General features: G+C 62.4%; 18 protein-coding genes and 2 pseudogenes. 17 read left to right on the forward strand and 3 right to left on the reverse strand.

The window, feature by feature from the left end; genetic code table 11:
* Position 1 precedes the first annotated feature (1 nt).
* The 15 genes and pseudogenes from ACZ0AI_RS23555 (at position 2) to ACZ0AI_RS23625 (ending at position 16,367) form a co-directional block, all read left to right on the forward strand.
* Positions 2-2,244: pseudogene (locus tag ACZ0AI_RS23555) on the forward strand (beta-agarase).
* Positions 2,245-2,291: 47 nt separating this feature from the next.
* On the forward strand, positions 2,292-3,437 hold the full coding sequence (locus ACZ0AI_RS23560; protein WP_463563934.1) for a serine hydrolase domain-containing protein: 1,146 nt from the start codon (positions 2,292-2,294) through the stop codon (positions 3,435-3,437).
* Between the two features lie 184 nt (positions 3,438-3,621).
* Positions 3,622-4,365 (forward strand): OmpA family protein, encoded by a 744-nt coding sequence (locus ACZ0AI_RS23565; RefSeq protein WP_463566013.1) that lies wholly within the window; start codon positions 3,622-3,624, stop codon positions 4,363-4,365.
* A 48-nt stretch (positions 4,366-4,413) separates the two neighbouring features.
* Positions 4,414-5,061 (forward strand): pyridoxamine 5'-phosphate oxidase, encoded by a 648-nt coding sequence (pdxH, locus tag ACZ0AI_RS23570; RefSeq protein ID WP_463563935.1) that lies wholly within the window; start codon positions 4,414-4,416, stop codon positions 5,059-5,061.
* Positions 5,062-5,109: 48 nt separating this feature from the next.
* Positions 5,110-6,216: a sugar diacid recognition domain-containing protein gene (locus ACZ0AI_RS23575; protein ID WP_463563936.1), complete on the forward strand. Its 1,107-nt coding sequence runs from the start codon at positions 5,110-5,112 to the stop codon at positions 6,214-6,216.
* A gap of 147 nt (positions 6,217-6,363) precedes the next feature.
* Positions 6,364-7,722, forward strand: coding sequence for a GntP family permease (locus ACZ0AI_RS23580; RefSeq protein ID WP_463563937.1), 1,359 nt, complete (start codon positions 6,364-6,366; stop codon positions 7,720-7,722).
* A 54-nt stretch (positions 7,723-7,776) separates the two neighbouring features.
* Positions 7,777-8,919, forward strand: a complete 1,143-nt coding sequence (locus ACZ0AI_RS23585) for a glycerate kinase (protein WP_463563938.1) — start codon at positions 7,777-7,779, stop codon at positions 8,917-8,919.
* A gap of 161 nt (positions 8,920-9,080) precedes the next feature.
* On the forward strand, positions 9,081-9,545 hold the full coding sequence (locus ACZ0AI_RS23590; RefSeq protein WP_225834497.1) for an outer membrane lipoprotein: 465 nt from the start codon (positions 9,081-9,083) through the stop codon (positions 9,543-9,545).
* A gap of 499 nt (positions 9,546-10,044) precedes the next feature.
* Entirely contained in the window at positions 10,045-12,837 is a 2,793-nt protein-coding gene (locus tag ACZ0AI_RS23595) for a monovalent cation/H+ antiporter subunit A (protein ID WP_463563939.1), read from the forward strand.
* On the forward strand, positions 12,837-13,163 hold the full coding sequence (locus ACZ0AI_RS23600; RefSeq protein ID WP_042555263.1) for a Na+/H+ antiporter subunit C: 327 nt from the start codon (positions 12,837-12,839) through the stop codon (positions 13,161-13,163). Before ACZ0AI_RS23595 ends, ACZ0AI_RS23600 begins: the two co-directional genes overlap by 1 nt.
* Positions 13,163-14,665: a monovalent cation/H+ antiporter subunit D gene (locus ACZ0AI_RS23605; protein WP_463563940.1), complete on the forward strand. Its 1,503-nt coding sequence runs from the start codon at positions 13,163-13,165 to the stop codon at positions 14,663-14,665. The genes ACZ0AI_RS23600 and ACZ0AI_RS23605 overlap by 1 nt, the downstream gene beginning before the upstream one ends.
* Positions 14,662-15,165 carry a Na+/H+ antiporter subunit E gene (locus ACZ0AI_RS23610; protein WP_463563941.1) on the forward strand — a complete coding sequence of 168 codons (504 nt, stop codon included), beginning with the start codon at positions 14,662-14,664 and terminating at the stop codon, positions 15,163-15,165. Before ACZ0AI_RS23605 ends, ACZ0AI_RS23610 begins: the two co-directional genes overlap by 4 nt.
* Positions 15,150-15,419: a K+/H+ antiporter subunit F gene (locus ACZ0AI_RS23615; protein ID WP_463563942.1), complete on the forward strand. Its 270-nt coding sequence runs from the start codon at positions 15,150-15,152 to the stop codon at positions 15,417-15,419. The genes ACZ0AI_RS23610 and ACZ0AI_RS23615 overlap by 16 nt, the downstream gene beginning before the upstream one ends.
* Positions 15,420-15,432: 13 nt before the next feature.
* Positions 15,433-15,766: pseudogene (locus ACZ0AI_RS23620) on the forward strand (Na+/H+ antiporter subunit G).
* 94 nt (positions 15,767-15,860) lie between these two features.
* Positions 15,861-16,367, forward strand: a complete 507-nt coding sequence (locus ACZ0AI_RS23625) for a GNAT family N-acetyltransferase (RefSeq protein WP_463563943.1) — start codon at positions 15,861-15,863, stop codon at positions 16,365-16,367.
* On the opposite strand, the gene ACZ0AI_RS23630 is transcribed toward ACZ0AI_RS23625, so the two are convergent.
* A complete protein-coding gene (locus ACZ0AI_RS23630) occupies positions 16,364-17,974 on the reverse strand; it encodes an NAD(P)/FAD-dependent oxidoreductase (RefSeq protein ID WP_463563944.1) in 1,611 nt (536 codons plus the stop codon). The two genes, ACZ0AI_RS23625 and ACZ0AI_RS23630, sit on opposite strands and share 4 nt — an antisense overlap.
* A 198-nt stretch (positions 17,975-18,172) precedes the next feature.
* Here ACZ0AI_RS23630 and ACZ0AI_RS23635 point away from each other — a divergent pair, with 198 nt between their 5' ends.
* On the forward strand, positions 18,173-18,802 hold the full coding sequence (locus ACZ0AI_RS23635) for a DUF998 domain-containing protein (RefSeq protein WP_463566014.1): 630 nt from the start codon (positions 18,173-18,175) through the stop codon (positions 18,800-18,802).
* Between the two features lie 62 nt (positions 18,803-18,864).
* On the opposite strand, the gene rlmF is transcribed toward ACZ0AI_RS23635, so the two are convergent.
* Positions 18,865-19,842, reverse strand: coding sequence for a 23S rRNA (adenine(1618)-N(6))-methyltransferase RlmF (gene rlmF, locus ACZ0AI_RS23640; RefSeq protein WP_463563945.1), 978 nt, complete (start codon positions 19,840-19,842; stop codon positions 18,865-18,867).
* Between the two features lie 199 nt (positions 19,843-20,041).
* Between rlmF and ACZ0AI_RS23645 the strand changes: the two genes are divergently transcribed.
* Positions 20,042-20,509 (forward strand): bacteriohemerythrin, encoded by a 468-nt coding sequence (locus ACZ0AI_RS23645; protein WP_463570103.1) that lies wholly within the window; start codon positions 20,042-20,044, stop codon positions 20,507-20,509.
* Between the two features lie 254 nt (positions 20,510-20,763).
* Here ACZ0AI_RS23645 and ACZ0AI_RS23650 read toward each other — a convergent pair whose 3' ends face one another.
* Positions 20,764-22,593 (reverse strand): SLC13 family permease, encoded by a 1,830-nt coding sequence (locus ACZ0AI_RS23650; RefSeq protein ID WP_463563946.1) that lies wholly within the window; start codon positions 22,591-22,593, stop codon positions 20,764-20,766.
* Positions 22,594-22,653 lie beyond the last annotated feature (60 nt).

Consider the following 22,653-nt stretch of genomic DNA (forward strand, 5'->3'; position numbering starts at 1 on the left):
GATGGGGCGCCTGGCGCTGGTCGCGTTGCTCGGCCTGCCGGCGATGGGCAGCGCCGCTGACCGGCAGGAACTCTTCAATTTCGTGCGTCCGATGGATGCGGTGCAGGTCGGCGGCGACAACGCCTACCTGCCCAGCGTCACTGCGGAAAGCGCTGCAGAGGGCGAAATCCTGCGCCGCGCCACGTTCAATCCGGGTGAGCGACCGACCTTGCGCCTGACGCCGCAGAGCGGCAATTGGGACTGGTCGAGTCGAGTGCCATGAGCCTGCGGGTGCAGAACGCCATGGACTGGGCGCTGACCGTTGATGTCAGCATCGAAAGCGCTGACGGCAAGCGCCTGACCACTCAGATTGCATTGCCAGCCGGGCCGGCCCAGACGCTGCTGGTGCCGCTGGGCGCCACCTCGCCGCGGGCACAGGGTATGCGTGCCGGTGCCGTGATGCCGTGGCGTCATGATGGGCGCCTGCTGCTGTTGGCGGAAACCGTGAGTGGTGAGATCGATCCGGCCAAGGTCACCGCGGTAACACTCTCCATCCCCAATCCACAAGCTGCTCAGCACCTGCTGCTGGGCCGTTTTGGTGTGCGTGACAGCGCCGACCTGGAAGAAGCCTACCGCGGTATCGTCGACAGCTACGGCCAGTTCACCCGCCGCGACTGGCCGGGCAAGATCAAGAACGACGATCAACTGCGTCAGGGCGTCGCTCAGGAAGACAAGCAGTTGCAAGCCTGGCAGGCCGATCGGCCGAAGCAGGACAACTACGGCGGCTGGATTGGCGGGCCGTCCTTCGAGGCCAGCGGCTTTTTCCGTACCGAGAGGCGTGCCGGGCGTTGGTTCCTGATCACTCCAGAGGGCAATCCCTTCTATTCCCTGGGTGTTAACACGGTCATTGGCAGCGAAAGCCAGACCTACATCGAAGGCCGTGAAAAGATGTTCAGCGCGCTGCCGGCTGAAGGCGAACCGCTGGCTGCGTTCTACGGCAGCAGCGACAACCAGTCCGATACCGGCGCCAATCGTGGCCGCGCCTTCGACAGTGGCCGCTGGTACGATTTCTACGGTGCCAACCTGCAGCGCACCTATGGCGCTCAGGAGCCTAAAGTCTGGCGCGAGCGGGCGCAGAATCGTCTGCAGGCCTGGGGGTTCAACACCCTGGGTAACTGGAGCGAGAGCGATTTCGCCGTCGACAAACGCATGCCGTATAGCATTCCGCTGTCCATTCACGGTGACTACGCGACCATCAGCACCGGGATCGATTGGTGGGGCGGCATGCCCGACCCGTTCGATCCTCGATTCGCCATGGCCGCCGAGCGCGCCATCGCCATCGCCACCCGTGATCATCGTGACGATCCTTGGGTGATGGGCTACTACGCCGACAATGAACTGGCCTGGGCAGGGCCGGCGGACGATCCGCTTTCGCGCTACGCGCTGGCATACGCGACATTGCGTCTGACCACCGACGTGCCGGCCAAGCGTGCCTTCCTGAAGCAACTGCGCGACAAGTACCGCAACCAGGAAGGGCTGTCGAAAGCCTGGGGTATCGAGCTGAAGGCCTGGGAGTTGATGGAGGATCCGGGCTTCCAGGCGCCGCCGATAAACCCGGCCTACCCGGCCATCGAAAACGACATGAAGCGTTTCCTGCGTCTGTTTGCGGATACCTACTTCAAGACCATCGCCGATTCGCTCGACTGGCACACGCCGAACCATCTGCTGCTCGGTGGTCGTTTCTCCGCCAGCATCCCCGAAGCGGTGGAAGCCTGCGCCGAGTACTGTGACGTGCTGAGCTTCAACTTCTACACCCGCGAGCCACAGCACGGTTACGACTTTGAAGCGCTGCGCAAACTCGACAAGCCGATGCTGGTCACCGAGTTCCACTTTGGCTCTCGCGACCGTGGCCCGTTCTGGGGCGGCGTCTCCGAGGTGTACAAGGAAGAAGAGCGCGGCCCAGCCTATGCCCACTTCCTGGAGAAGGCTCTCGAAGAGCCGCAGATCGTTGGCGTGCACTGGTTCCAGTACCTCGATCAACCGGTAACCGGGCGCTTGCTCGATGGCGAGAACGGTCACCTGGGGCTGGTGGCGATCACTGACAAGCCATGGGACGGCTTCGTCAAGGCGGTACGCAAGGCCAACCTGAGCGTGCCGACCAAAGTGCTTGAGGACGCCGCCAAGGAGCCGCAGCCTGAAGCAGTACCTGTCAAGGACGCGGTAGCTGAGCCTGAAGCCAAGCCGGCGGAAGCGCCCAAGCCTTAACTATCGGGCGCCAGGCGAGCCTGGCGCCTCCCTCGCAGGAGCAAGCAGTGCAGATTCAGGGTTACTTCGACCTCAAGTTCGAAGCAGTGAAAGACGCCTTCGCCGAACTTTTCAACGATCCTCAGGAGCGCGGTGCAGCGCTCTGCGTGCAGGTCGGCGGTGAAACCGTGGTAGACATCTGGGCCGGGGTCGCCGACAAGGACGGCCAGCAGGTCTGGCACAGCGATACCATTCTCAACCTGTTTTCCTGCACCAAAACCTTCACGGCGGTTACCGCGCTGCAGCTGGTTGGCGAAGGCAAGCTGGAGCTGGATGCCCCGATAGCTCGCTATTGGCCGGAATTCGCGGCAGCGGGCAAAGAGCGCATCACCTTGCGCCATCTGCTTAGCCATCAAGCCGGTCTGCCGGCGATACGCGAAAACCTGCCAGCCGAAGCGTTGTATGACTGGCAAACCATGACTACCGCGCTGGCGGCCGAGGCCCCCTGGTGGGCGCTCGGTGAAGGGCATGGTTACGCGCCGATCACCTACGGCTGGCTGATCGGCGAGTTGATCCGGCGCATCGAAGGGCGTGGCCCAGGCGAGTCGATCGTCGCGCGCACCGCCAAACCGCTGGGCTTGGATTTCCATGTTGGCCTGGCCGATGAGGAGTTCCACCGCGTGGCGACCATCAGCCGAGGCAAGGGCAATGTCGGCGATGCTGCGGCGCAGCGCATGCTCAAAACCATGATGAGCGATGCTCAGGCGATGACTACGCGGGCGTTCGCCAACCCGCCGTCGATCATGACCAGTACCAACAAGCCTGAGTGGCGGCGCATGCAGCAGCCCGCTGCCAATGGCCATGGCAATGCCCGTAGCTTGGCTGGCTTCTATAGCGGTTTGCTCGATGGCAGCCTGCTCGACAGCGAACTGCTGGCCGAACTCACCCGTGAGCACAGTGTTGGTGAAGACAAGACGCTGCTGACCTCGACGCGTTTCGGCCTTGGCTGCATGCTCGATCAACCTGCTGTAGCCAATGCCACTTATGGCATGGGGCCGGGCGCTTTCGGCCATCCCGGCGCTGGAGGCTCGACCGGTTTCGCGGATCCGCAGCGTGATGTGGCTGTGGGTTTCGTTACGAATAACTTGGGGCCGTTCGTCTTAATGGATCCGCGGGCACAGAAACTTGCAGGTATCTTATGCAAGTGTTTTTAACAATCGCGGCTAAACTCTTGCGCAATATGGCTTTTAGCTGCTGACTCCGGGTTGCCCCGGGTGACTTCGACCGATTAGATGTGGATGACCGATGCTTTCCTACAAGACTTGCGCGCTGGCGCTTTGCGTTCTGTTGACAGGTTGCTCCCTGTTCGAGAAGAAGGAAGACCCCAAGCCCGCGCCGATGCCGCCGCCCGAGGTGACTCAGGCTTGGCTGGATGAGTACGAGCCGCTGGTGCGTGAGGCTGTCAAGGACAGCAACTTCGAAATCGAGCGTCGCGAGAACCTGTTGGTCGTCACCGCGCCAGTCAAGGGTTCATTCAACCCGGATCGGCCGGGCATGCTGCTGCCGGTCACCCTCGGCCCGATCACTCGTGTAGCCAAGGTGCTGGAAAAAGACAGCAAGGTCGGCGTTCTGGTACTGGGCCATGCTGACAGCAGCGGCGCCTTGGAAACCAACCGCGAGTTGAGCCACGAGCGTGCACGAGCTTTCACCGCCATCTTCCGCCTCAGCGGCCTCAAGCAAGATCGCCTGATGGTCAAAGGCATGGGGCCGGACATGCCGCGTGCAGCCAACGACAGTGCCAATGGTCGTGAGCTGAACCGTCGTGTGGAAATCCTCCTGACCCGTCAGGATACCCTGCGCGCGCTGATCGCCCAGTACAGCCGTCCCGATCCGGCCCCAGCGGCCGCCGATGCTACTGCTGTTGCCGTTGCAGACAAGCCGGCTGCCAAGGCTGACGCAAAACCTGCCGCCAAGGTGGCGAGCAAACCCGCTGCCAAGGCCGTGGCCAAGGCACCTGCCAAACCGGCAGCAAAACCAGCGGCTAAACCCGCAGTAGCCAAAGCCACCGCCAAGCCTGCAGACAAGAGCACCACCAAGCTGGCCGATGCCAAGAAAGTGGTTGCCTCAGATCAAGCCAAATAAGCGTTACACCTTTAGACTAGGGTCTTTGTCGCTTCCGAGAGCATTCTCATGACTCAGACCCTGGCCGACATGCGCCGTGACTATACCCGTGACGGGTTGAGTGAGGATCAGGCTCCACTGGAGCCCCTCGCGCTGTTCAGAAGCTGGTTCGCCGATGCGGTGAAAACCGAGCAACTTCCTGTAGAACCCAACGCCATGTCCCTGGCGACCGTCGATGCTGAGGGTCGTCCGCACTGCCGTGTGCTATTGCTCAAGGGGCTCGATGAGCGGGGCTTCACCTTCTTCAGCAATTATCAGAGCGCCAAAGGCGAGCAGTTACAGGCTAGCCCTTTCGCTGCACTGACCTTCTTCTGGCCGGCCCTGGAGCGCCAGGTACGTATCGAAGGCCGGGTAGAACGGGTTTCGCCTGCCGAGTCCGACGCCTACTTTCAGGTGCGCCCACTGGGTAGCCGCCTGGGCGCCTGGGCGTCGCCACAGAGCCGGGTGATCCATGACCGTGCCGAGCTGGAGGGGCTGCTGGCGCAGACCGAGCGACGTTTTGCCGATCACGCTCCCGAGTGCCCACCGCACTGGGGCGGATATCGCCTGCTGCCCGAGCGAATCGAATTTTGGCAAGGCCGTTCCAGCCGGCTGCACGACCGTCTCGATTATCGCCGCGAGGGCGAAGCCTGGTTGCGTCAGCGCCTGGCTCCCTGAGGCCATTCATTCTGCCTACAATGGCGGCTTCCTTCCGGAGGCCGCACGATGCTCGAACTCGATTCCACCCTGGCCCAGCACATCGTTGATCGAGCCATGGCCATCCTGCCGTACAACATCAATGTGATGGATGCCCAGGGCATGATCATCGGTAGCGGTGACCCGGCGCGCCTGCATACCCGGCATGAAGGCGCGCAACTGGTTCTGGCCAATCGACGGGTGGTGGAGATCGACGAGCAGGCCGCGACCTGTCTGCGCGGTGTGCGCCCGGGCGTCAACCTGCCGTTGCTGCATGCCGATGATCTGATCGGCGTACTGGGCATCACGGGGGCGCCCGAGGTGGTACGGCCCTATGCCGAGCTGGTCCGCATGGCCGCGGAGATGCTGGTCGAGCAACGCCAGGTACAAGCCGAGCGTCACTGGCAGCGGCATCAACTGGATGCCTGGTTGCGCCAGTTGTTCGACCCGACGGTTGCCCTCGGTTCGCTGGCGGCGGATGCCGAGCGCCAGGGCCTGGCACTCGGCTGGCCACGTCAGGTGTGCCTGTTGGAGTTGCAGGTGCAGGGCGAACCCTTGGCGCAGCAGGCACGCCTGCTCGGCGTGCTGACCGGCAAGAGCGAGCATTTGTGCGCACCACTGGGCATGCGCGAGTTGCTCTGGTGCCGGCCATTGGCGGCAGGCCGTGCTGACAGCCACTGGCTGGAAAGCGCCGATGAGCGGGGCTGGGGTGTGGCTCGTTTGCTGGTCAGCGACCCGGTGCACTCGCTCGGACAACTGCGCCAGGCTTGTCTGGCATTGCGTGATCTGCAGGCCTTCGCCCGGGCGCGCCATCCGTCACAGCGCCTGGTGTGCCTTGAGCAGCATCGTCTGCCGACGCTGCTCTATGCCCAGCGCAACAGCTGGCTACTGCAGGGCTGGCTGGCGCCGTTGAAACAGGTGCTGGCCCAGGACAGTAACGGTACGCTGCGTGAAACGCTCGAGTCCTGGTGTGCCCATCATGGTCAGGTACAGAGCTGCGCAGCGGCTCTGGGGATTCATCGCAATACCCTGCGTTATCGCCTTGAGCGCATCGCGGAACTCAGCGGCGTGGAACTGACCCGGCTGGACAGTCTGCTGCAGCTGTCTTTGGGCTTGGGGCTGATCAGTCCGGATTGACGTGGGCGCTGGAAATGATGCGTCTGCACAGTAACTGGTCTGCGCTTTCCGCTTTGCGTTGTGCGGGTGAACAGGGTGTCTCCCTGTGCCGCTGGGTGACAATGCACGGCACCTGGTAAATCACATAACAACAATGAGGACGCCGGCATGGCTCTGGTTCTGATCCTGGTCGCACTGATCGCGTTTATCGTGCTCTCGACCACCCGTCTTAAGCTGCATCCCTTTCTCGCCTTATTAGCGGCTGCTCTGATTGCTGGTTTTGCCTATCAGCTGCCTCATCAGGACATTATCAAGACCATTGCCACCGGTTTTGGCGGCATTCTCGGCAACATCGGTATCGTGATCGTGCTTGGCACCATCATTGGGGTCATTCTCGAGCGCAGCGGCGCCGCCATTACCATGGCTGAAACCGTGATCAAGCTGCTTGGCGAACGCTTTCCCACGTTGACCATGTCTATCATCGGTTATCTGGTTTCCATTCCAGTATTCTGCGACTCCGGCTACGTCATTCTCAACTCGTTGAAAAATGCGCTGGCTGCACGCATGAAGGTATCGGTTGTTGCCATGAGCGTGGCCCTGGCCACCGGTCTGTACGCGACGCATACCTTCGTCCCGCCGACGCCTGGGCCGATTGCCGCCGCTGGTAATCTGGGGCTTGAGTCGAGCCTGGGGCTGGTGATCGCCGTTGGTCTGTTCGTTGCGATGGTGACCGCCCTGGCAGGCATGTGGTGGGCGAACCGCTTCGTCGGCAAGGATATCGCCCTGGTGGATGACGGTACACCGTTGCCTAGCGCCGAGGACTTCGCTGACCTGAGAGCCAAATACGGAAAGTTGCCGAGTGCTGCGCAGGCATTCGCACCGATCTTCGTTCCTATTCTGCTGATCTGTCTGGGTTCCATCGCTGTCTTTCCGAGCAAGCCTTTCGGTGATGGCGAGGTATTGGCTGTCTTGCGCTTCTGCGGTCAGCCGGTCGTCGCTCTGTTGATCGGTCTGCTACTGGCCTGCACGTTGCTCAAAGGCAATGGCAAGCGCCAGAATCTTCACGATCGGGTTGCCGAGGGTATCGTTTCCGCCGCCCCTATTCTGCTGATTACCGGTGCGGGCGGTGCGTTTGGTGCAGTGCTGAGTGCATCATCTTTGGGCGGATACCTGGGCAGCACCCTCTCTGCGCTGGGCGTCGGGTTATTCATGCCATTCCTGGTCGCTGCTGCGCTGAAGACAGCCCAAGGATCGAGCACGGTTGCTCTGGTAACCACGTCCGCGATGGTTGCTCCGCTGCTGTCGCAACTCGGCCTGGATAGCGAGATGGGGCGTGTGCTGACCGTCATGGCTATCGGCTCGGGAGCGATGACGGTGTCGCACGCCAACGACAGCTTCTTCTGGGTAGTTACCCAGTTCAGCCGCATGCCGGTGGCCGTCGCTTATCGTGCGCAAACAGTTGCCACTCTTATCCAGGGCGTGGTCGGCATGCTCACCGTCTGGCTGCTCAGCCTGGTGCTGCTGTAAGCGTTTTCTCTTCGGAGCGCCTGCGGGCGCTCCGCCGTTTTTGAGGTTGTCTCCATGAAAATCGTCATCGCTCCTGATTCGTTCAAGGAGAGCCTGAGTGCGCCCGACGTGGCCCAAGCCATCGCCCGCGGCTGGCTCGCCGTTTACCCGGATGCCGAGATCGCCTTGTGCCCCATGGCCGACGGCGGCGAAGGTACGGTGGATGCCGTGCTGGCAGCCACTGGCGGCGAGCGCCGCGAATTGAGCGTGCAAGGGCCGTTGGGTAAGTCGGTACAGGCTCACTGGGGTTGGCTGGGCGACGGTACCGCAGTGATCGAAATGGCGGCTGCCAGCGGTCTGCACTGGGTGCCGAGTGCGCAACGTGATGCGCGGGTGACCAGCAGTTACGGCACTGGAGAACTGATTCGTGCAGCGCTGGATGCCGGTGCTACGCGGATTATTCTCGGCCTTGGTGGCAGTGCCACCAACGATGGTGGCAGCGGTCTGCTGCGTGCATTGGGCGCGCGCTTTCTCGATGCAGGTGGCAGCGAGTTGCGCCCGGGCGGGGCAGCACTGGCCACGCTGCAGCGCGTCGACCTCAGCGCACTGGATCCCCGTCTGCAGGATGTTCAGGTCGATGTGGCCGCAGATGTCGATAACCCGTTATGCGGCCCTCAAGGCGCTTCGGCTGTCTTCGGCCCACAGAAGGGCGCCAGCCCGGAGCAGGTCAAGGAATTGGACGCCGCATTGGCGCGTTTGGCCGAAGTGGTCGGCGAAGCGCTTGGCGAAGACTTCAGCACCTTCCCTGGTGTTGGCGCTGCCGGTGGCCTGGGTTTCGCTGCCAAGGCTTTTTTCGGCGCTCGCTTTCGTCCGGGCATCGAGCTGGTCGCTGAGCTGTCCGGGCTTGCCAGCGCGGTGAAGGGAGCTGATCTGGTCATTACCGGAGAAGGGCGCCTGGACGCCCAGAGCCTGCACGGCAAAACGCCGGTTGGCGTAGCGCGGATAGCTCAGGCTCAGGGCGTCCCGGTAATCGCTTTGGCCGGCAGTCTCGGCGAGGGTTATCAGCGGGTGCGTGAGGCTGGTATCGAGGCCTGCTTCAGCTTGGCGCCCGGGCCGATCAGCCTTGAACATGCCTGTGCCCAGGCGGCGCAGGAGCTGGAGGCGCGGGCTGCCGACCTCGCCAGGTTCTGGCGCCTAGCGCAGGCTGCGCGTTGCTGATTGAGCCGATCATGACGTATATGGACTGTGACGAACGTGGCCGATTGCTGTCTATACTCCTGTACCGCTGCTGAACGGGTGATGCAATTTGTTGGCACTCACCGTGACCGTCCTGGCAGCCGTGCTGTCATAGCGTTATCAGTCCAGTCTGGAGAATCGTCATGCATAAACCTGGTATTTTCGTTGTCCTGTTTGCCGCAGCGACTCTCACTCTCGGCGGTTGCGCATCAAGCCTGACCGGCGACAGCTATTCCCGCGATGAAGCGCGCGCCGTGCAGACCGTGCGCATGGGCACCATCGAATCCCTGCGTCCGGTGAAAATCGAAGGCACCAAGACGCCAATCGGTGGTGGCGCGGGTGCCGTGCTCGGTGGTGTGGCAGGCAGCGGCGTTGGTGGCGGTCGTGGTTCGGCCGTGGCCGCAGTGATCGGCGCGGTAGCCGGTGGTCTGCTGGGTGCTGCAGCCGAAGAAGGCATTACCCGTACCCAAGGTGTTGAAATCACCGTGCGTGAAGACGACGGCAGCATGCGCGCCTATGTGCAGGCCGTTGAGGAAAACCAGATCTTCCGCGTTGGCGAGCGCGTACGCATCATGACCGTCAATGGCACCAGCCGTGTGACCAACTGATGCTTGGTTGACGGCGCTCAGAGCGTCGTTAGTGCCGCTGCACGAAGGCCGGGTCGGCTTGCCGATCCGGCCTTTTTTGTGGGTGATATCGCTGGTAAAGCGCTATCTAGAGCATTTGAAATATTTTTGGGAAATACTGCTCTGGAATCGTCTGAAGATAGTTTTAGTAATAATTCTATCCATGACGTGCAGTCGATAGTTAAGCATAATCGCGGACGCTTTCCCCGTCAGCGCGCTCGTGGCCCGCGACTGTAAAAACAAGTCGAACGCCGCAGGTGTTTAGCCAGTCAGTTAGAGCGACCGCAGTTTATGCGGAGATTGATCGAAACTGACTTGGCATGCTCCGAGTTGGACTGCTACGGGCGGTTTCTCCGCCTGCTGGGTTGGCATCACGCACACCACCATCGCAGGGATCGGCCGGACGCCAGGCGCCCGGTATTCTGGCACACACTAACTGGCCGTCTGGCGGCATGACGGGCTTGTACAAGGGGTTTAGTGTATGGCGCTTGCGCTGATCATCGCCTTACCATTTCTAGGCATATTTCTGCCGTTGCTGGCTGACCGCATGGGGCGCTCGCTCTGTGCCCTGGCGGCTGCGATGGGGCCAGCGGCTGCGCTGATCCTGCTGTGGCTGCAGCAGCCTGCGGTGTTCGCTGGCGAAGTACAGATCGTCCGCTATCCATGGCTGTCGGATCTTGGCTTGGATCTGAGCCTGCGCCTGGACGGCCTGGGTTTTCTGTTCGCCTTGATGATTCTCGGCATTGGCTTGCTGGTGATCCTCTACGCCCGCTATTACCTGGGAAAGCAGGAGCCGATGGGGCGCTTCTTCGCCTACCTGCTGCTGTTCATGGGCGCCATGTTAGGTGTGGTGCTCTCGGAAAACATGCTGTTGATGATGGTGTTCTGGGAACTGACCAGCCTGTCGTCGTTCCTGTTGATTGGCTTCTGGAGTGGCAGCTCGGATGCGCGTCGCGGCTCGCGCATGGCCCTGACCGTCACGGGCGGTGGTGGCCTGGCCTTGCTGGCGGGGATTCTGTTGCTTGGCAATATCGTCGGCAGCTTCGAACTGACCCAGGTCCTGGCGGCTGGCGATGTAATCCGTAACCACGCCCTGTACCCGGTTACGCTGATCCTGATCCTGTTGGGCGTGTTTACCAAGTCTGCGCAATTTCCCTTCCATTTCTGGCTGCCCCAGGCGATGGCGGCACCTACCCCGGTGTCGGCCTATCTGCACTCGGCGACCATGGTCAAGGCCGGCGTGTTCCTCCTGGCGCGCTTTTACCCGGCTCTGGCCGGCACCGAATGGTGGTTCTATCTGGTCAGCGTGACGGGCATGGCGACCCTGCTGTTCGGTGCTGGCATGGCGTTGTTCCAGCACGATCTCAAGGGGCTGCTGGCCTACTCGACCATCAGCCACCTCGGGCTGATCACTCTGTTGTTCGGCTTCAATACCGATATTTCCTCGGTTGCGGCGGTGTTCCACATCATCAACCATGCGACCTTCAAGGCCTCGCTGTTCATGGCCGCCGGGATCATCGACCATGAAACCGGAAGCCGCGACATGCGGCGTATCGCGGGGCTATGGAAGTACATGCCGCACACTGCCGTGCTGGCTATGGTAGCTGCATCGGCGATGGCCGGGGTGCCGCTGCTGAACGGCTTCCTGAGCAAGGAGATGTTCTTCAGCGAGACACTCAATCAGAATCTGCTCGGTATCTTCAACTGGATGATTCCTGCTGCCGCGACACTGGCCGGGGTGTTCTCGGTCGCCTACTCGCTGCGTTTCATCCACGATGTGTTCTTCAACGGCGAGCCGAAGGATCTGCCCAAATATCCGCCCCATGAGCCGCCGCGCTATATGAAGATTCCGGTGGAGGTTTTGGTCTTCATCTGCCTGCTGGTGGGCATGCTGCCGGCCTACACCGTGGCGCCGCTGCTGGCCTCCGCGGCCTCGGCAACGCTGGGTGGCGAAGTCCCTTATTACAGCCTGTCGATCTGGCACGGGTTCAACCTGCCGCTGGGCATGAGCGTGATCGCTCTGGTGGGCGGGATCATCGTCTATGTCTGTCGCGAGCCGCTGTTCCGCTGGTACAACGGCATGCCGGAGGTCGATGCCAAGGAGATGTTCGAGCTGCTCATAAACCGGCTGGTAAAGGCTGCTCGCTGGGTCACCAGGTTGCTTGAGAGTGGTTCGCTCCAACGCTATATCGCGCTGCTGCTGTGCAGCGTCCTGGCGCTCATCACCGTTGCTCTGTCGTCGATGGACTCGCTGGGCGGTGAGATACCGCTATCACCATTCGATGGCATTACCGTGCTCGGCATGTTGGTGCTGTGCGTGATGGCCGTGCTCACGGTGGTGTTCCACCGCAATCGCCTCAAGGCGCTGATGACCCTGAGTTGTGCCGGGCTGATGGTGGCCCTGGCGTTCGCCCGGTATTCCGCACCGGATCTGGCATTGACCCAACTCTCCGTGGAAGTGGTGACCATCATCCTGCTGGTACTGGCGCTGTTCTTCATGCCGGATCGTACGCCGATGGAGTCGAGCAGCCTGCGTGGCCTGCGTGACGTGCTGCTGGCCGGTGGTACCGGTATCGCCGTCGCGCTGCTGGCTTACGCAGTCATGACGCGCCCCTACGACAGCATCGCCTCGTTCTTCCTCGAGAACAGTGTCAGTGGCGGTGGCGGTACCAACGTGGTCAATGTGATTCTGGTCGACTTCCGCGGTTTCGATACCCTTGGCGAGATCGGTGTGCTGGCCATTGCCGCGATAGGCATCTACGGCTTGCTGGCCGGGCTGCACCTGCCACATCCGCTCAACGACCCTAACGGCAAGCCCTGGTCGCTCGACAGCCACCCGATGATCCTCGACAGTATTGCCCGTGTGCTTCTGCCCATGGCCCTGCTGGTGTCGGCCTTCATCTTCCTGCGCGGGCACAACCTGCCTGGTGGCGGCTTCATCGCCGGCCTGATCACTGCTGTCGCCCTGATCCTGCAGTACGTGGCCCATGGCGTCGAATGGACGCAGCGGCGCATACCCTGGAGCTTCCACAGCATCGCCGGGCTTGGCGTGATGATCGCCGCACTTACCGGCCTTGGCAGCCTGGCCTTTGGCGCGCCGTTCCTGACCTCGGCCTTCGACCATTTCCATCTGCCGCTGATCGGTGAATTCGAGCTGGCTACCGCACTGTTTTTCGACCTCGGCGTGTATCTGGCTGTGGTCGGCTCCACGCTGCTGATCCTGTCCAACATCGGTCACGTCAGTCAGGACGAATCGAGCAAGGAGGTACTCTGATGGAAGCGCTATTCGCCATTACCCTGGGCGTGCTGGCCGCCAGCGGTGTGTACTTGCTGATGCGCGCGCGTATCTACCCGGTGGTCATGGGCCTCACTCTGATCTCCTATGCGGTCAACCTGTTCCTGTTCGCCATGGGCCGTCTGGGTACCGGTGTGCCGGCGGTGATCGGCAAGAGCAGCGAACACGGTGACCCGATTCCCCAGGCGCTGGTGCTCACCGCCATCGTCATCGGTTTCGCCATGACTGCGTTCGTTGTGGTGCTGTCGCTGCGCGCGTTGGGCGAGCTGCGTACCGACCATGTGGATGGGGAGGAGCCGCGCTGATGAATCACGCGTTGATCCTGCCCATCCTCATACCGCTGTTCACCGGCAGCCTGCTGCTGGTTCGCTCACAGTTGTCGCTGACGGCCAAGCGCTGGATTTCCCTGCTGGCCACCTGGGCACTGTTGCCACTGAGCGTCTGGCTGGTAGTGCAAGCGGACGCCGGTGCACTGCAGGTCTATGCCCTAGGCAACTGGCAGGCACCTTTCGGCATCGTGCTGCTGCTCGACCGGCTGGCGGCGCTGATGTTGCTGGTCACCGCGGTGCTGGCCAGTTTCGCCATGCTGTATGCCGTGCGTGGCGACGATGAGCGCGGGCCGAACTTCCACGCTCTGATGCAGTTCCAGTTGCTCGGTATCAACGGTGCGTTTCTTACCGGCGATCTGTTCAACCTGTTCGTGTTCTTCGAAATTCTGCTGATCGCCTCTTACTCGCTGCTGGTCTATGGCGGTGGCCCGAAGCGGATCAAGGCGGGCATGCATTATGTGGTGCTCAACCTGGTGGCCTCGTCGTTCTTCCTGATCGGCGTGGGCATGCTCTATGGCTTGCTCGGCACCCTGAACATCGCGGATCTGGCGCTGAAGGTTGCCGACGCCGATGCCGACCGTCAGCCGCTGATCGCTGCTGCCGGCTACCTGCTGCTGATCGTGTTCGGCCTCAAGGGCGCCATCCTGCCGCTGTATTTCTGGTTGCCCAACGCCTATGCGGCCGCCACGGCGCCAGTGGCCGCGCTATTCGCGATCATGACCAAGGTTGGTCTGTATGCGGTGATCCGCGTCTTCACCCTGGTGTTCGGCAGCGAGGCGGGCGAGCTGGCCCACTTGGTCGACTACCTGCTGTGGCCGCTGGCTGCACTGACCCTGGCGGCCGGTGTGATCGGCGCCCTGGCCGCGCGCAGCCTGGGTCGATTGATCGGCTATCTGGTGATCGTTTCGGTCGGTACCCTGCTGGCGGGCGTTGCCTTGGGCACGGCGCAGAGCCTGAGTGCCGCGCTCTATTACCTGATACACAGCACCTGGGTGTGCGGTGGCTTGTTCCTGCTTGCCGACCTGCTGGCACGTCAGCGTGGCGAGATTGGCTTGCGGCTGCGCAAAGGGCCACAACTGCTGCGACCGAAACTGCTCGGTGGGTTGTTCTTCATCGGTGCCATTTCCGTTGCCGGCCTGCCGCCGTTCTCGGGCTTTCTGGGCAAGCTGATGTTGCTGCGCTCGGTGCAAACCGGTAGCGAGGCGTTGGTGCTCTGGCCTGTGGTGCTGGTCGGTGGGCTAGGCATGGTGATCGCCCTGGCGCGCGCCGGTAGCACGCTGTTCTGGCGCTGCAGCGGGGAACCGGCGTCGGCTGCCGAATTCGACTGGGTTCGCGCCCTCGCGGCCATCGGCCTGCTGGCGGGCGGGCCGCTTCTGGTCGTTGCGGCGCAACCGATCTATGCGTACGTGCAGGCCGCTGCGCAGCAGTTACTGGATGTCGATAGCTACCTGCAGATCGTGCGCGGAGGTGCTGTATGAGCCTATCCAGATGGTTCCCCAACCCCATGCTCATCGTGCTGCTTACGGTGATCTGGCTGTTACTGGTCAACTCCCCGAGTTTCGGTCACCTGTTGCTGGGCGCATTCCTTGGTTGGGGCATCGCGCTGCTGTGTCGCGATTTCATGCTCGACGTGCCGCGGCTGCGCCGGCCTTTGTTGCTGTGTCGTTACCTGCTGATGGTGCTCTGGGACATCGTGCTCGCCAATCTGCATGTCGCGCGATTGGTGCTGGGCCCCACGCGCAAGTTGCGTCCTGCCTTCGTCGAGGTGCCAATGGCCATCGAGAACGAATTCATGCTCTCGGTACTTGCCTGCATCGTATCGCTGACCCCCGGAACCGTGTCCTCCGGCCTCAGCGGTGACCATAAAATCCTGCTGCTACACGGCCTGGACGTGGCTGATAGCGAGGCACTGATCGCCCAGGTCAAGTTGCGCTATGAAGCCCCGCTGATGGAGATTTTCGAATGCTCGCCTACGTGATACCTCTGTGTTTGGCGCTGCTCGGCGTCGCTGTCCTGCTCAACGTGATTCGCCTGGTCAAAGGTCCTGACATGCCGGATCGGGTTCTGGCCCTGGATACGCTGTACATCAATGCCTTGGCGTTGATCGTGATATTCGGCATCTGGCTGAAGTCGGATCTGTTTTTCGAGGCGGCGCTGCTGATCGCCATCATGGGTTTCGTCGGCACCGTGGCAGTAGGCAAACACCTGCTGCACGGCGAGATCATCGACTGAGGAGCGTATTGCCATGCCATTCTGGATCGAAGCACTGGTGGCGTTTTTTCTGCTGGTCGGCTGCTCGTTTGCGCTGATCGGCGCCATCGGCCTGTACCGTCTGCCGGACTTCTTCACCCGCCTGCACGGTCCTGACCAAGGCCACCACGCTGGGGGTGGGCAGTATGATAGTGGCGTCGATGATCTTCTTCGGTAATCACGAGGAAGGCCTGAGCTTCCACGAACTGCTGATCGTCATGTTCCTGTTCATCACCGCCCCGGTCAGTGCCCACATGCTCGCCAAGGCGGCGATGCAGCAGAAGGTCAAGCTGGTGCGTCGTACTCGCGGGCGGCCTTGGGAGTCCTGAACTGGGCTGCCCGTTTGCCGCCTGACTGTGTCTGTCGGCGGCTCTGCATCACGCCTACACTGCATCAGCACTATCCCTGAGGGAGGCCTGGCAGATGCAGTGGCAACCACGTACGGCGACCGCCGCTGACATCGAAGCGCTCTGTGCGCTGATCTTCGAACACGGCCCCAATACCTGGAATCATTTACCGTACGCAGAGGTGACTGCCCATTTGCAGGGCATCGCCGATGGCAGCACGCGGGCGTTGTTGGCGGAAGGTGAGGGTGGGCTGCTGGGGTTCGTCAGCCACGTGCGTACCACCTGGTTCCATGAGTATCAGCCCCTGAGCCGAAGCGATGACGAGCATGCCTATATTTGCGAAGCCGTTACCCATAGGGACATGGCGGGGCGCGGGCTGGGTTCGGCGTTACTGCGCCAGGTGGTGACGGATATCCGCAGCGAGGGCATCAGCGATATCTATATCGACCGCCATGAAGAGAACGCGGCCTCGGCGGGCATGATGCGCAAGGCCGGGTTCGTCGAGATCAGCCGTTACGATGATCCCGAACGCCGGCCCAACGGCTCGCAGCGTACTACCTTGTGCCGCTGGCAATCCGCCTAGTCGGCCAGTAGTGCTCGTGCCACGCCTTCCGCAACGCGGATGCCATCGACACCGGCGGAGAGAATGCCGCCGGCGTAACCTGCACCTTCGCCTGCCGGGAACAGACCACGCACGTTGAGGCTCTGCAGGTCTTCACCGCGGGTGATACGCAGCGGCGAGGAGGTACGGGTTTCGATGCCGGTAAGCACCGCATCGTGCAGATCGAAGCCCCTGATCTGCTTGCCGAAGGCCGGCAGTGCCTCACGGATCGCCTCGATGGCGAAATCCGGCAGCGCCGCTGCCAGATCACCCAGCTTGATTCCCGGTTTGTAGGACGGCTCGACGCTGCCCAGAGCTTCGCTCGGTTTGCCAGCGATAAAGTCGCCTACCAACTGTCCCGGTGCTTCGTAATTGCTGCCGCCCAGCACGTAGGCATGGGACTCCAGACGCTCCTGCAGCTCGATACCTGCCAGCGGGCCACCCGGGTAGTCCTGCTCCGGGGTGATGCCGACGACGATGCCAGCGTTGGCGTTACGCTCGTTGCGCGAGTACTGGCTCATGCCGTTGGTCACCACTCGATGCGCCTCGCTGGTGGCAGCGACCACGGTGCCGCCCGGGCACATGCAGAAGCTGTACACCGAACGGCCGTTCTTGGCGTGGTGCACCAGCTTGTAGTCGGCTGCGCCAAGCTTCGGGTGACCGGCGTATTTGCCGAGGCGGGCGCGGTCGATCAGCGACTGCGGGTGTTCTATCCGGAAACCCACCGAGAAGGGCTTGGCTTCCATGAACACGCCGCGCTTGTGCAGCGCGCGAAAGGTGTCCCGCGAGCTGTGGCCGAGGGCCAGGATGACGTGGCGGCTGTGCACCTGTTCGCCGTTCTCCAGTTCCACGCCGACCAGTTGACCGTCTTCGATCAGCACATCACTGACACGTTGCTGAAAGCGTACTTCGCCGCCCAGTGCCTTGATCTCTTCACGCATGCTGGCGACCACGCCAGTCAGGCGGAAGGTACCGATATGCGGCTTGCTGACATAGAGGATCTCCTCCGGCGCACCAGCCTTGACGAATTCCTCGAGCACTTTGCGGCCGTAGTGGTTCGGATCCTTGATCTGGCTATACAGTTTGCCATCGGAGAAGGTGCCTGCGCCGCCTTCGCCGAATTGCACGTTGGACTCCGGGTCGAGCACGTTCTTGCGCCACAGACCCCAGGTGTCCTTGGTGCGCTGGCGCACTTCCTTGCCACGTTCGAGGACGATCGGCTTGAGACCCATCTGTGCCAGCAGCAGGGCAGCAAAGATGCCGCAAGGGCCGAAACCGATCACCAGCGGGCGCTGTTGCGGTTGTTGTTCTGCAGGAATGCTCAGCGGCTTGTAACGCACGTCCGGGGCGATGCCGAGGTTGCGGTCGTTGTTCAGGCGCGCCAGCAGCGCCGCTTCGTCGCGCACGCTGAAGTCGATGGTATAGATGAAGGGCATGTCGCCGGACTTCTTGCGGGCATCGTAGCTGCGCTTGAACACGCTGAACTCGAGCAGTTCGCTGTCTTCGATAGCCAAGCGCTCGACCAGGGCAGGGCGCAACGCGTCGTCCGCATGGTCGAGGGGCAGTTTCAGTTCGGTGATGCGCAGCATGTGAAGTCTACCTATCAGGGCCGGAGGTCACCCGGCAGCTTTTCGAGGGCGGCGATTATGGACGAAAAACGCTCGTCAGGCTGCAGTTCGCGTGTCGCAGTCGACGGGCAGCGGCAATAGGCTCGGTGTTCGGGTGTGCCCGTTTAAGGATCGGCTGCGTCAATGCCTGGTACTCCACTGGCGCAAAAGGACATTCGCATGCAGTCGCACAGGACATTGACCCTTGGTTATCTAGCTGGCCTCATCACGCCTCTCTGGCTGGCGCTTGGCGTGGCTCTGGCTGGCGCGCTTTATCCCGGTTATAGCCACTTCGATCAGGCCATGAGCCTGCTCGGCGCCGAAGGTGCACCCACTCAATTCATCTCGCCGCTGATCAACAACTTCCCGTTGGGTGCGCTGTTCATGCTGTTCGGCGTCGCCGTGCTGCTGAGCTTCGATAACCATTGGGCGCGCTTCAGTGGCGTGCTGATCATCCTCCACGGCCTGGGTAGCTTCGGCACCGGCTACTTCGCCTGTGACGCAGGTTGTGCGCCGCAAAGCCCGTCGACCAGCCAGAACCTGCATAACCTGGCGGGGCTGGTCATGGCGCTCAGTCTGTTGCTTGCCAGTGCACTGTGGGTCTATCTGGGTCGCCGCCTACTCGGCTCCCGGCGGTTTTCCTGGTTCTCTCTGCTGTGCACGCTAGTGGCGCTCGGCACCCTGCCGTTGATGGCGGCCGCCGTGCAAAGCGGGCAGGGTTTCGGCCTCTATCAACGCATCAATTACGGGGTGTCGCTGCTATGGCTGGCCGCGCTGGCGCTGATGTTGATGCGCCGATCAAGGTTCTAGCTCGCATTCGTTAACGGTGTGCCTGTGCCGCTGAGGGCGCTTGTGTCCAGGCCCCAGCAATTTCAACGAGCCTGCAGCCAGCGCTGACGCTGTTCGGCATCGTGGAACGTCCAGGCCACGAAGCGGCTCTGCTTCTGGCCCTGGCTCATTTCCACGGTGCGCGTTTCCAGGGCGCCGACTTTCTTCAGCGTGGCGTACACACCGGGCAGGTTGCCGGATTTGGAAATCAACGTGCTGAACCACAGCACCTGCTCGCGGTGGTCGGCGCTTTCGCGAATCAGCCTGGCGACGAACGCCGCTTCGCCGCCAGGGCACCACAGTTCAGCAGCTTGGCCGCCGAAGTTCAGCACCGGCAGCTTGCGTTTGGGTTCGAGCTTGCCGAGGTTGCGCCATTTGCGCTTACTGCCGCTGGCGGCTTCGTCTGCCGAGGCATGGAAGGGCGGGTTGCACAGGGTCAGCTCGAAGCGCTCTTCAGGGGCCAGCAAACCGCTCAACACATGCCCCGCATCCGGCTGCAGGCGCAATTCGATCTGTTCGCTCAGGCCGGGATTCGACTGCACGATGGCCTTCGCCGAGGCGATTGCCTGAGGCGCGATGTCGGCCCCCAGAAAATGCCAGCCGTACTCGCGGTTGCCGAGCAGCGGGTAGATGCAGTTGGCACCCACGCCGATATCCAGCGCCCGCACCGCCGCGCCTCTGGGGATCTCGCTGGCATTGTCGCTGGCCAGCAAATCGGCCAGGTAATGCAGATAATCCGCGCGCCCGGGAATGGGCGGGCACAGGTAGTCCGCCGGGATGTCCCAGTGCGTGATTCCGTAGAACTGCCGGAGCAGGGCGCGGTTGAATACCTTGACCGCCGCCGGGTTGGCGAAATCGATGCTCTCCTTGCCGTACGGATTGATGATCACGAACGCTGCCAGTTCCGGGCTGGTCTTGATCAGCGCCGGAAAGTCATAACGCCCCTGATGGCGGTTGCGCGGATGCAACTGGCCCTTGTCGGCTGAGGGGGCGGATGATTTCGGTGGGCGTTTGGCGGGCATGCTGATGGATCACGGAAAGGGCGAGGCGCGCATTTTCCCACAGGCGGTAGCGGCGTGCTTGCCGGCTTTTTACAGAACCATCGGAAAACCGCTGCCAGCCGCCCTCAAGTGTCGGGATGCGCACTGACCCAGGTCAAAGGGCTGCTGACTGCTCAGCCCTAGACTGGCTGCATCTAGGGAAATGACAGGGAGGCCGGACATGGCCTATCTCAGATGGACCGATGACCTGAACACCGGAATCGCGGTGATCGACGGCCAGCATCGGCGCATCGTCGACATGATCAATGAGTTGTACGTCGCGCAGCAGAATGGCGCCCGCGAGGGCGTGGCGCTGGTGATCGAGGAACTGGTGGATTACACCACCTCGCACTTCGCCTTCGAGGAAGCGATGCTCGAGGAGGCCGGCTACGTCTTCACCAAGGCCCATAAGCGGGTGCACGACATTTTCATCAAGCGGGTCGACGACTACCGCACGCGATTCAAGCAGGGCGAAGACGTCTGCGATGAATTGCGCAGCCTGCTCGGGCGCTGGCTGTTCGGGCATATCCGCAACGACGACCAGAACTACGTGGCCGCAGTCACCGAAAACCTGCGCCGCCTGGCCGCCGACAGGAGCGAAGATGGCTGGTTGAGCCGCGCCAAACGTCGATTCTTCCGCGCGGCATAGCGGACGGTTTCAAGGGGATAGCGGTCGCTCATCCCTTAGGGTGGATCGGGGCGCGTAGCTGACGCTCTTTTGTTGATTGCTCCCACGCTCCAGCGTGGGAGCCTGGGCCAGGGCGCTCTGCGCCCGCTTCCCTAGCCTGCGGGGACGCAGAGCGTCCAATGCATTCCCACGCGGAGCGTGAGGAACGATCTGATCACCTGTCCACACCGAACGGCCGCTCCCGCCTTTAATCCCGCTGCTGTCTTTTCCGTGAGCTAGAGCGGAAATATCCACGGCACCATCACCACGCTGACGATCATCACCAGGATGGTGAACGGCACGCCGATGCGCACGAAATCCCCGAAACGGTACTGGCCCGGCCCAAGCACCAGGGTATTAACCGGCGACGAGATCGGCGTCATGAACGCGGCCGAGGCTGCCAGGGCGACGGTCATGGCGAAGGGTACGGGTGAGGCGCCCAGCGCCTGGGCCGTGGCGATCGCCACCGGGGCCATCAGCACCGCTGTTGCGGTATTGGAGATGAACAGGCCGATCAGGGCGGTAACGGCGAACAGGCTGGCGAGAATTACGCGCGGCCCGGCTTCGCCAAGCGCCCCGACCAGGCCGTTGACCGCCAGGTCGATTCCTCCGGTTTTCTGCAGGGCCAGGGCGAAGGGCAGCATGCCGACGATCAGGATCAGGCTCGGCCAGTGGATCGACCGGTAGGCACTGGGCATGTCGACGCAGCGGAAGGCGCCCATCAGCAGGCAGCCGATCAGTGCGGCCATGACGTTGGGCACCAGGCCGCTGATCATCAGACCGACCATCACCGCCAGGCTCAGCAGCGCATAGGGCGCCTGGCGCACGGCGGGGGCCACCTCATCGACCTCGGCGGGCAGGCTGAGTACCAGAAAGTCGCGATTGAGGCTTTGCAGGTGATGGATACGCTTCCAACTGCCGGCCACCAGCAGGGTGTCGGCATGGGTCAGCTTCTCATCCACCAGCAGGCCTTCGAGCGCCTGGCCGTGACGGCGCAGGCCAACCACGTTGAGCTTGTAGCGGCTGCGCAGACCGAGCTCCTGAATGGTCTTGCCCGGCAGCTGCGATTCCGGCGGCAACGCCACTTCGGCCAGCCCCAACTCGTGGGAGTGCACGCTGTAGTAGGAATTGCGCAGCGGCAACGCTTCCAGGCCCAACTCCTGATAGGCGCCAAGCAGGGCGATGGCCGGGCTGGCCAGGTCGACCAGCAGCACGTCGCCGGGCTGCAGTTGAGTATTGCCGGTGGCCATCAGCAGCAGGTTGCGGAACTGCCGCTGACGCTCCACGGCGATCACGTTGATGCCGTACTGCGAGCGCAGGTGCAGCTCGTCCAGCGCCTGGTTGGCAAGTGGTGAGTCGGCGCGTACGCGCAGGCGCCGTTCGCGTTCGTGGAGGCGGTAGCTGTTAGCCAGATCGCCAAGGGTCAGGCGCGGCGCTGCCGATGCGTCGCCATCGACGTCACGTTGCAGCCAGCGACGTGTGGCGAGCATGTAGAGCACGCCAAGCACCAGCACGGTCAGCCCGATGGGCGTGAAGCTGAAGAAGTCGAAGCCCGGCAGGCCCGCGCGCAGCAGCTCGCTGTGCACCACCATGTTCGGCGGCGTGGCCACCAGGGTCAGCATTCCGCTGATCAAGCCGGCGAACGCCAGCGGCATCATCAATCGGCCCGGGGCGATCTTCAGCCGCGCCGCCACACCGAGCACTACCGGGATGAAGATAGCCACCACGCCGGTAGAGCTCATCACCGAACCGAGTCCGGCTACTGCCACCATCAGTAAGACCAGCAGACGGGTTTCACTGCTGCCGGCCCTGGCCACCAGCCAGTCGCCGAGGCGGTAGGCGATTCCGGTACGCACCAGGCCTTCGCCGATCACGAACAGCGCGGCAATCAGGATCACGCTGGGGTCGCTAAAGCCGGCCAGGGTTTCCTGGATGCTGAGCACGCCCGTGATCGGCAGGGCGACGATGATCATCAGTGCGACCACGTCCATGCGCGGTTTGTTGATGACGAACAGCACCACTGCGCTGAACAGCAGGCCGAGCACCATGAATAAGTCGAAGGTCATTCTGGCTCCTTGCCCCGATCTGCTGCCTTGGCCGTTACTCAGGCCTTAGCGCGAGATCGT

The organism is Pseudomonas sp. AC355, assembly GCF_979258205.1.

Coding starts and splice junctions, on each gene's coding strand:
- ACZ0AI_RS23605 (WP_463563940.1), top strand. CDS start 13,163: ATGAATCACGCGTTGATCCTGCCCATCCTCATACCGCTGTTCACCGGC.
- pdxH (WP_463563935.1), top strand. CDS start 4,414: ATGACTCAGACCCTGGCCGACATGCGCCGTGACTATACCCGTGACGGG.
- ACZ0AI_RS23565 (WP_463566013.1), top strand. CDS start 3,622: ATGCCGCCGCCCGAGGTGACTCAGGCTTGGCTGGATGAGTACGAGCCG.
- ACZ0AI_RS23590 (WP_225834497.1), top strand. CDS start 9,081: ATGCATAAACCTGGTATTTTCGTTGTCCTGTTTGCCGCAGCGACTCTC.
- ACZ0AI_RS23575 (WP_463563936.1), top strand. CDS start 5,110: ATGCTCGAACTCGATTCCACCCTGGCCCAGCACATCGTTGATCGAGCC.
- ACZ0AI_RS23630 (WP_463563944.1), bottom strand. CDS start 17,974: ATGCTGCGCATCACCGAACTGAAACTGCCCCTCGACCATGCGGACGAC.
- rlmF (WP_463563945.1), bottom strand. CDS start 19,842: ATGCCCGCCAAACGCCCACCGAAATCATCCGCCCCCTCAGCCGACAAG.
- ACZ0AI_RS23585 (WP_463563938.1), top strand. CDS start 7,777: ATGAAAATCGTCATCGCTCCTGATTCGTTCAAGGAGAGCCTGAGTGCG.
- ACZ0AI_RS23595 (WP_463563939.1), top strand. CDS start 10,045: ATGGCGCTTGCGCTGATCATCGCCTTACCATTTCTAGGCATATTTCTG.
- ACZ0AI_RS23645 (WP_463570103.1), top strand. CDS start 20,042: ATGGCCTATCTCAGATGGACCGATGACCTGAACACCGGAATCGCGGTG.
- ACZ0AI_RS23650 (WP_463563946.1), bottom strand. CDS start 22,593: ATGACCTTCGACTTATTCATGGTGCTCGGCCTGCTGTTCAGCGCAGTG.
- ACZ0AI_RS23610 (WP_463563941.1), top strand. CDS start 14,662: ATGAGCCTATCCAGATGGTTCCCCAACCCCATGCTCATCGTGCTGCTT.
- ACZ0AI_RS23600 (WP_042555263.1), top strand. CDS start 12,837: ATGGAAGCGCTATTCGCCATTACCCTGGGCGTGCTGGCCGCCAGCGGT.
- ACZ0AI_RS23580 (WP_463563937.1), top strand. CDS start 6,364: ATGGCTCTGGTTCTGATCCTGGTCGCACTGATCGCGTTTATCGTGCTC.
- ACZ0AI_RS23635 (WP_463566014.1), top strand. CDS start 18,173: ATGCAGTCGCACAGGACATTGACCCTTGGTTATCTAGCTGGCCTCATC.
- ACZ0AI_RS23625 (WP_463563943.1), top strand. CDS start 15,861: ATGCAGTGGCAACCACGTACGGCGACCGCCGCTGACATCGAAGCGCTC.
- ACZ0AI_RS23615 (WP_463563942.1), top strand. CDS start 15,150: ATGCTCGCCTACGTGATACCTCTGTGTTTGGCGCTGCTCGGCGTCGCT.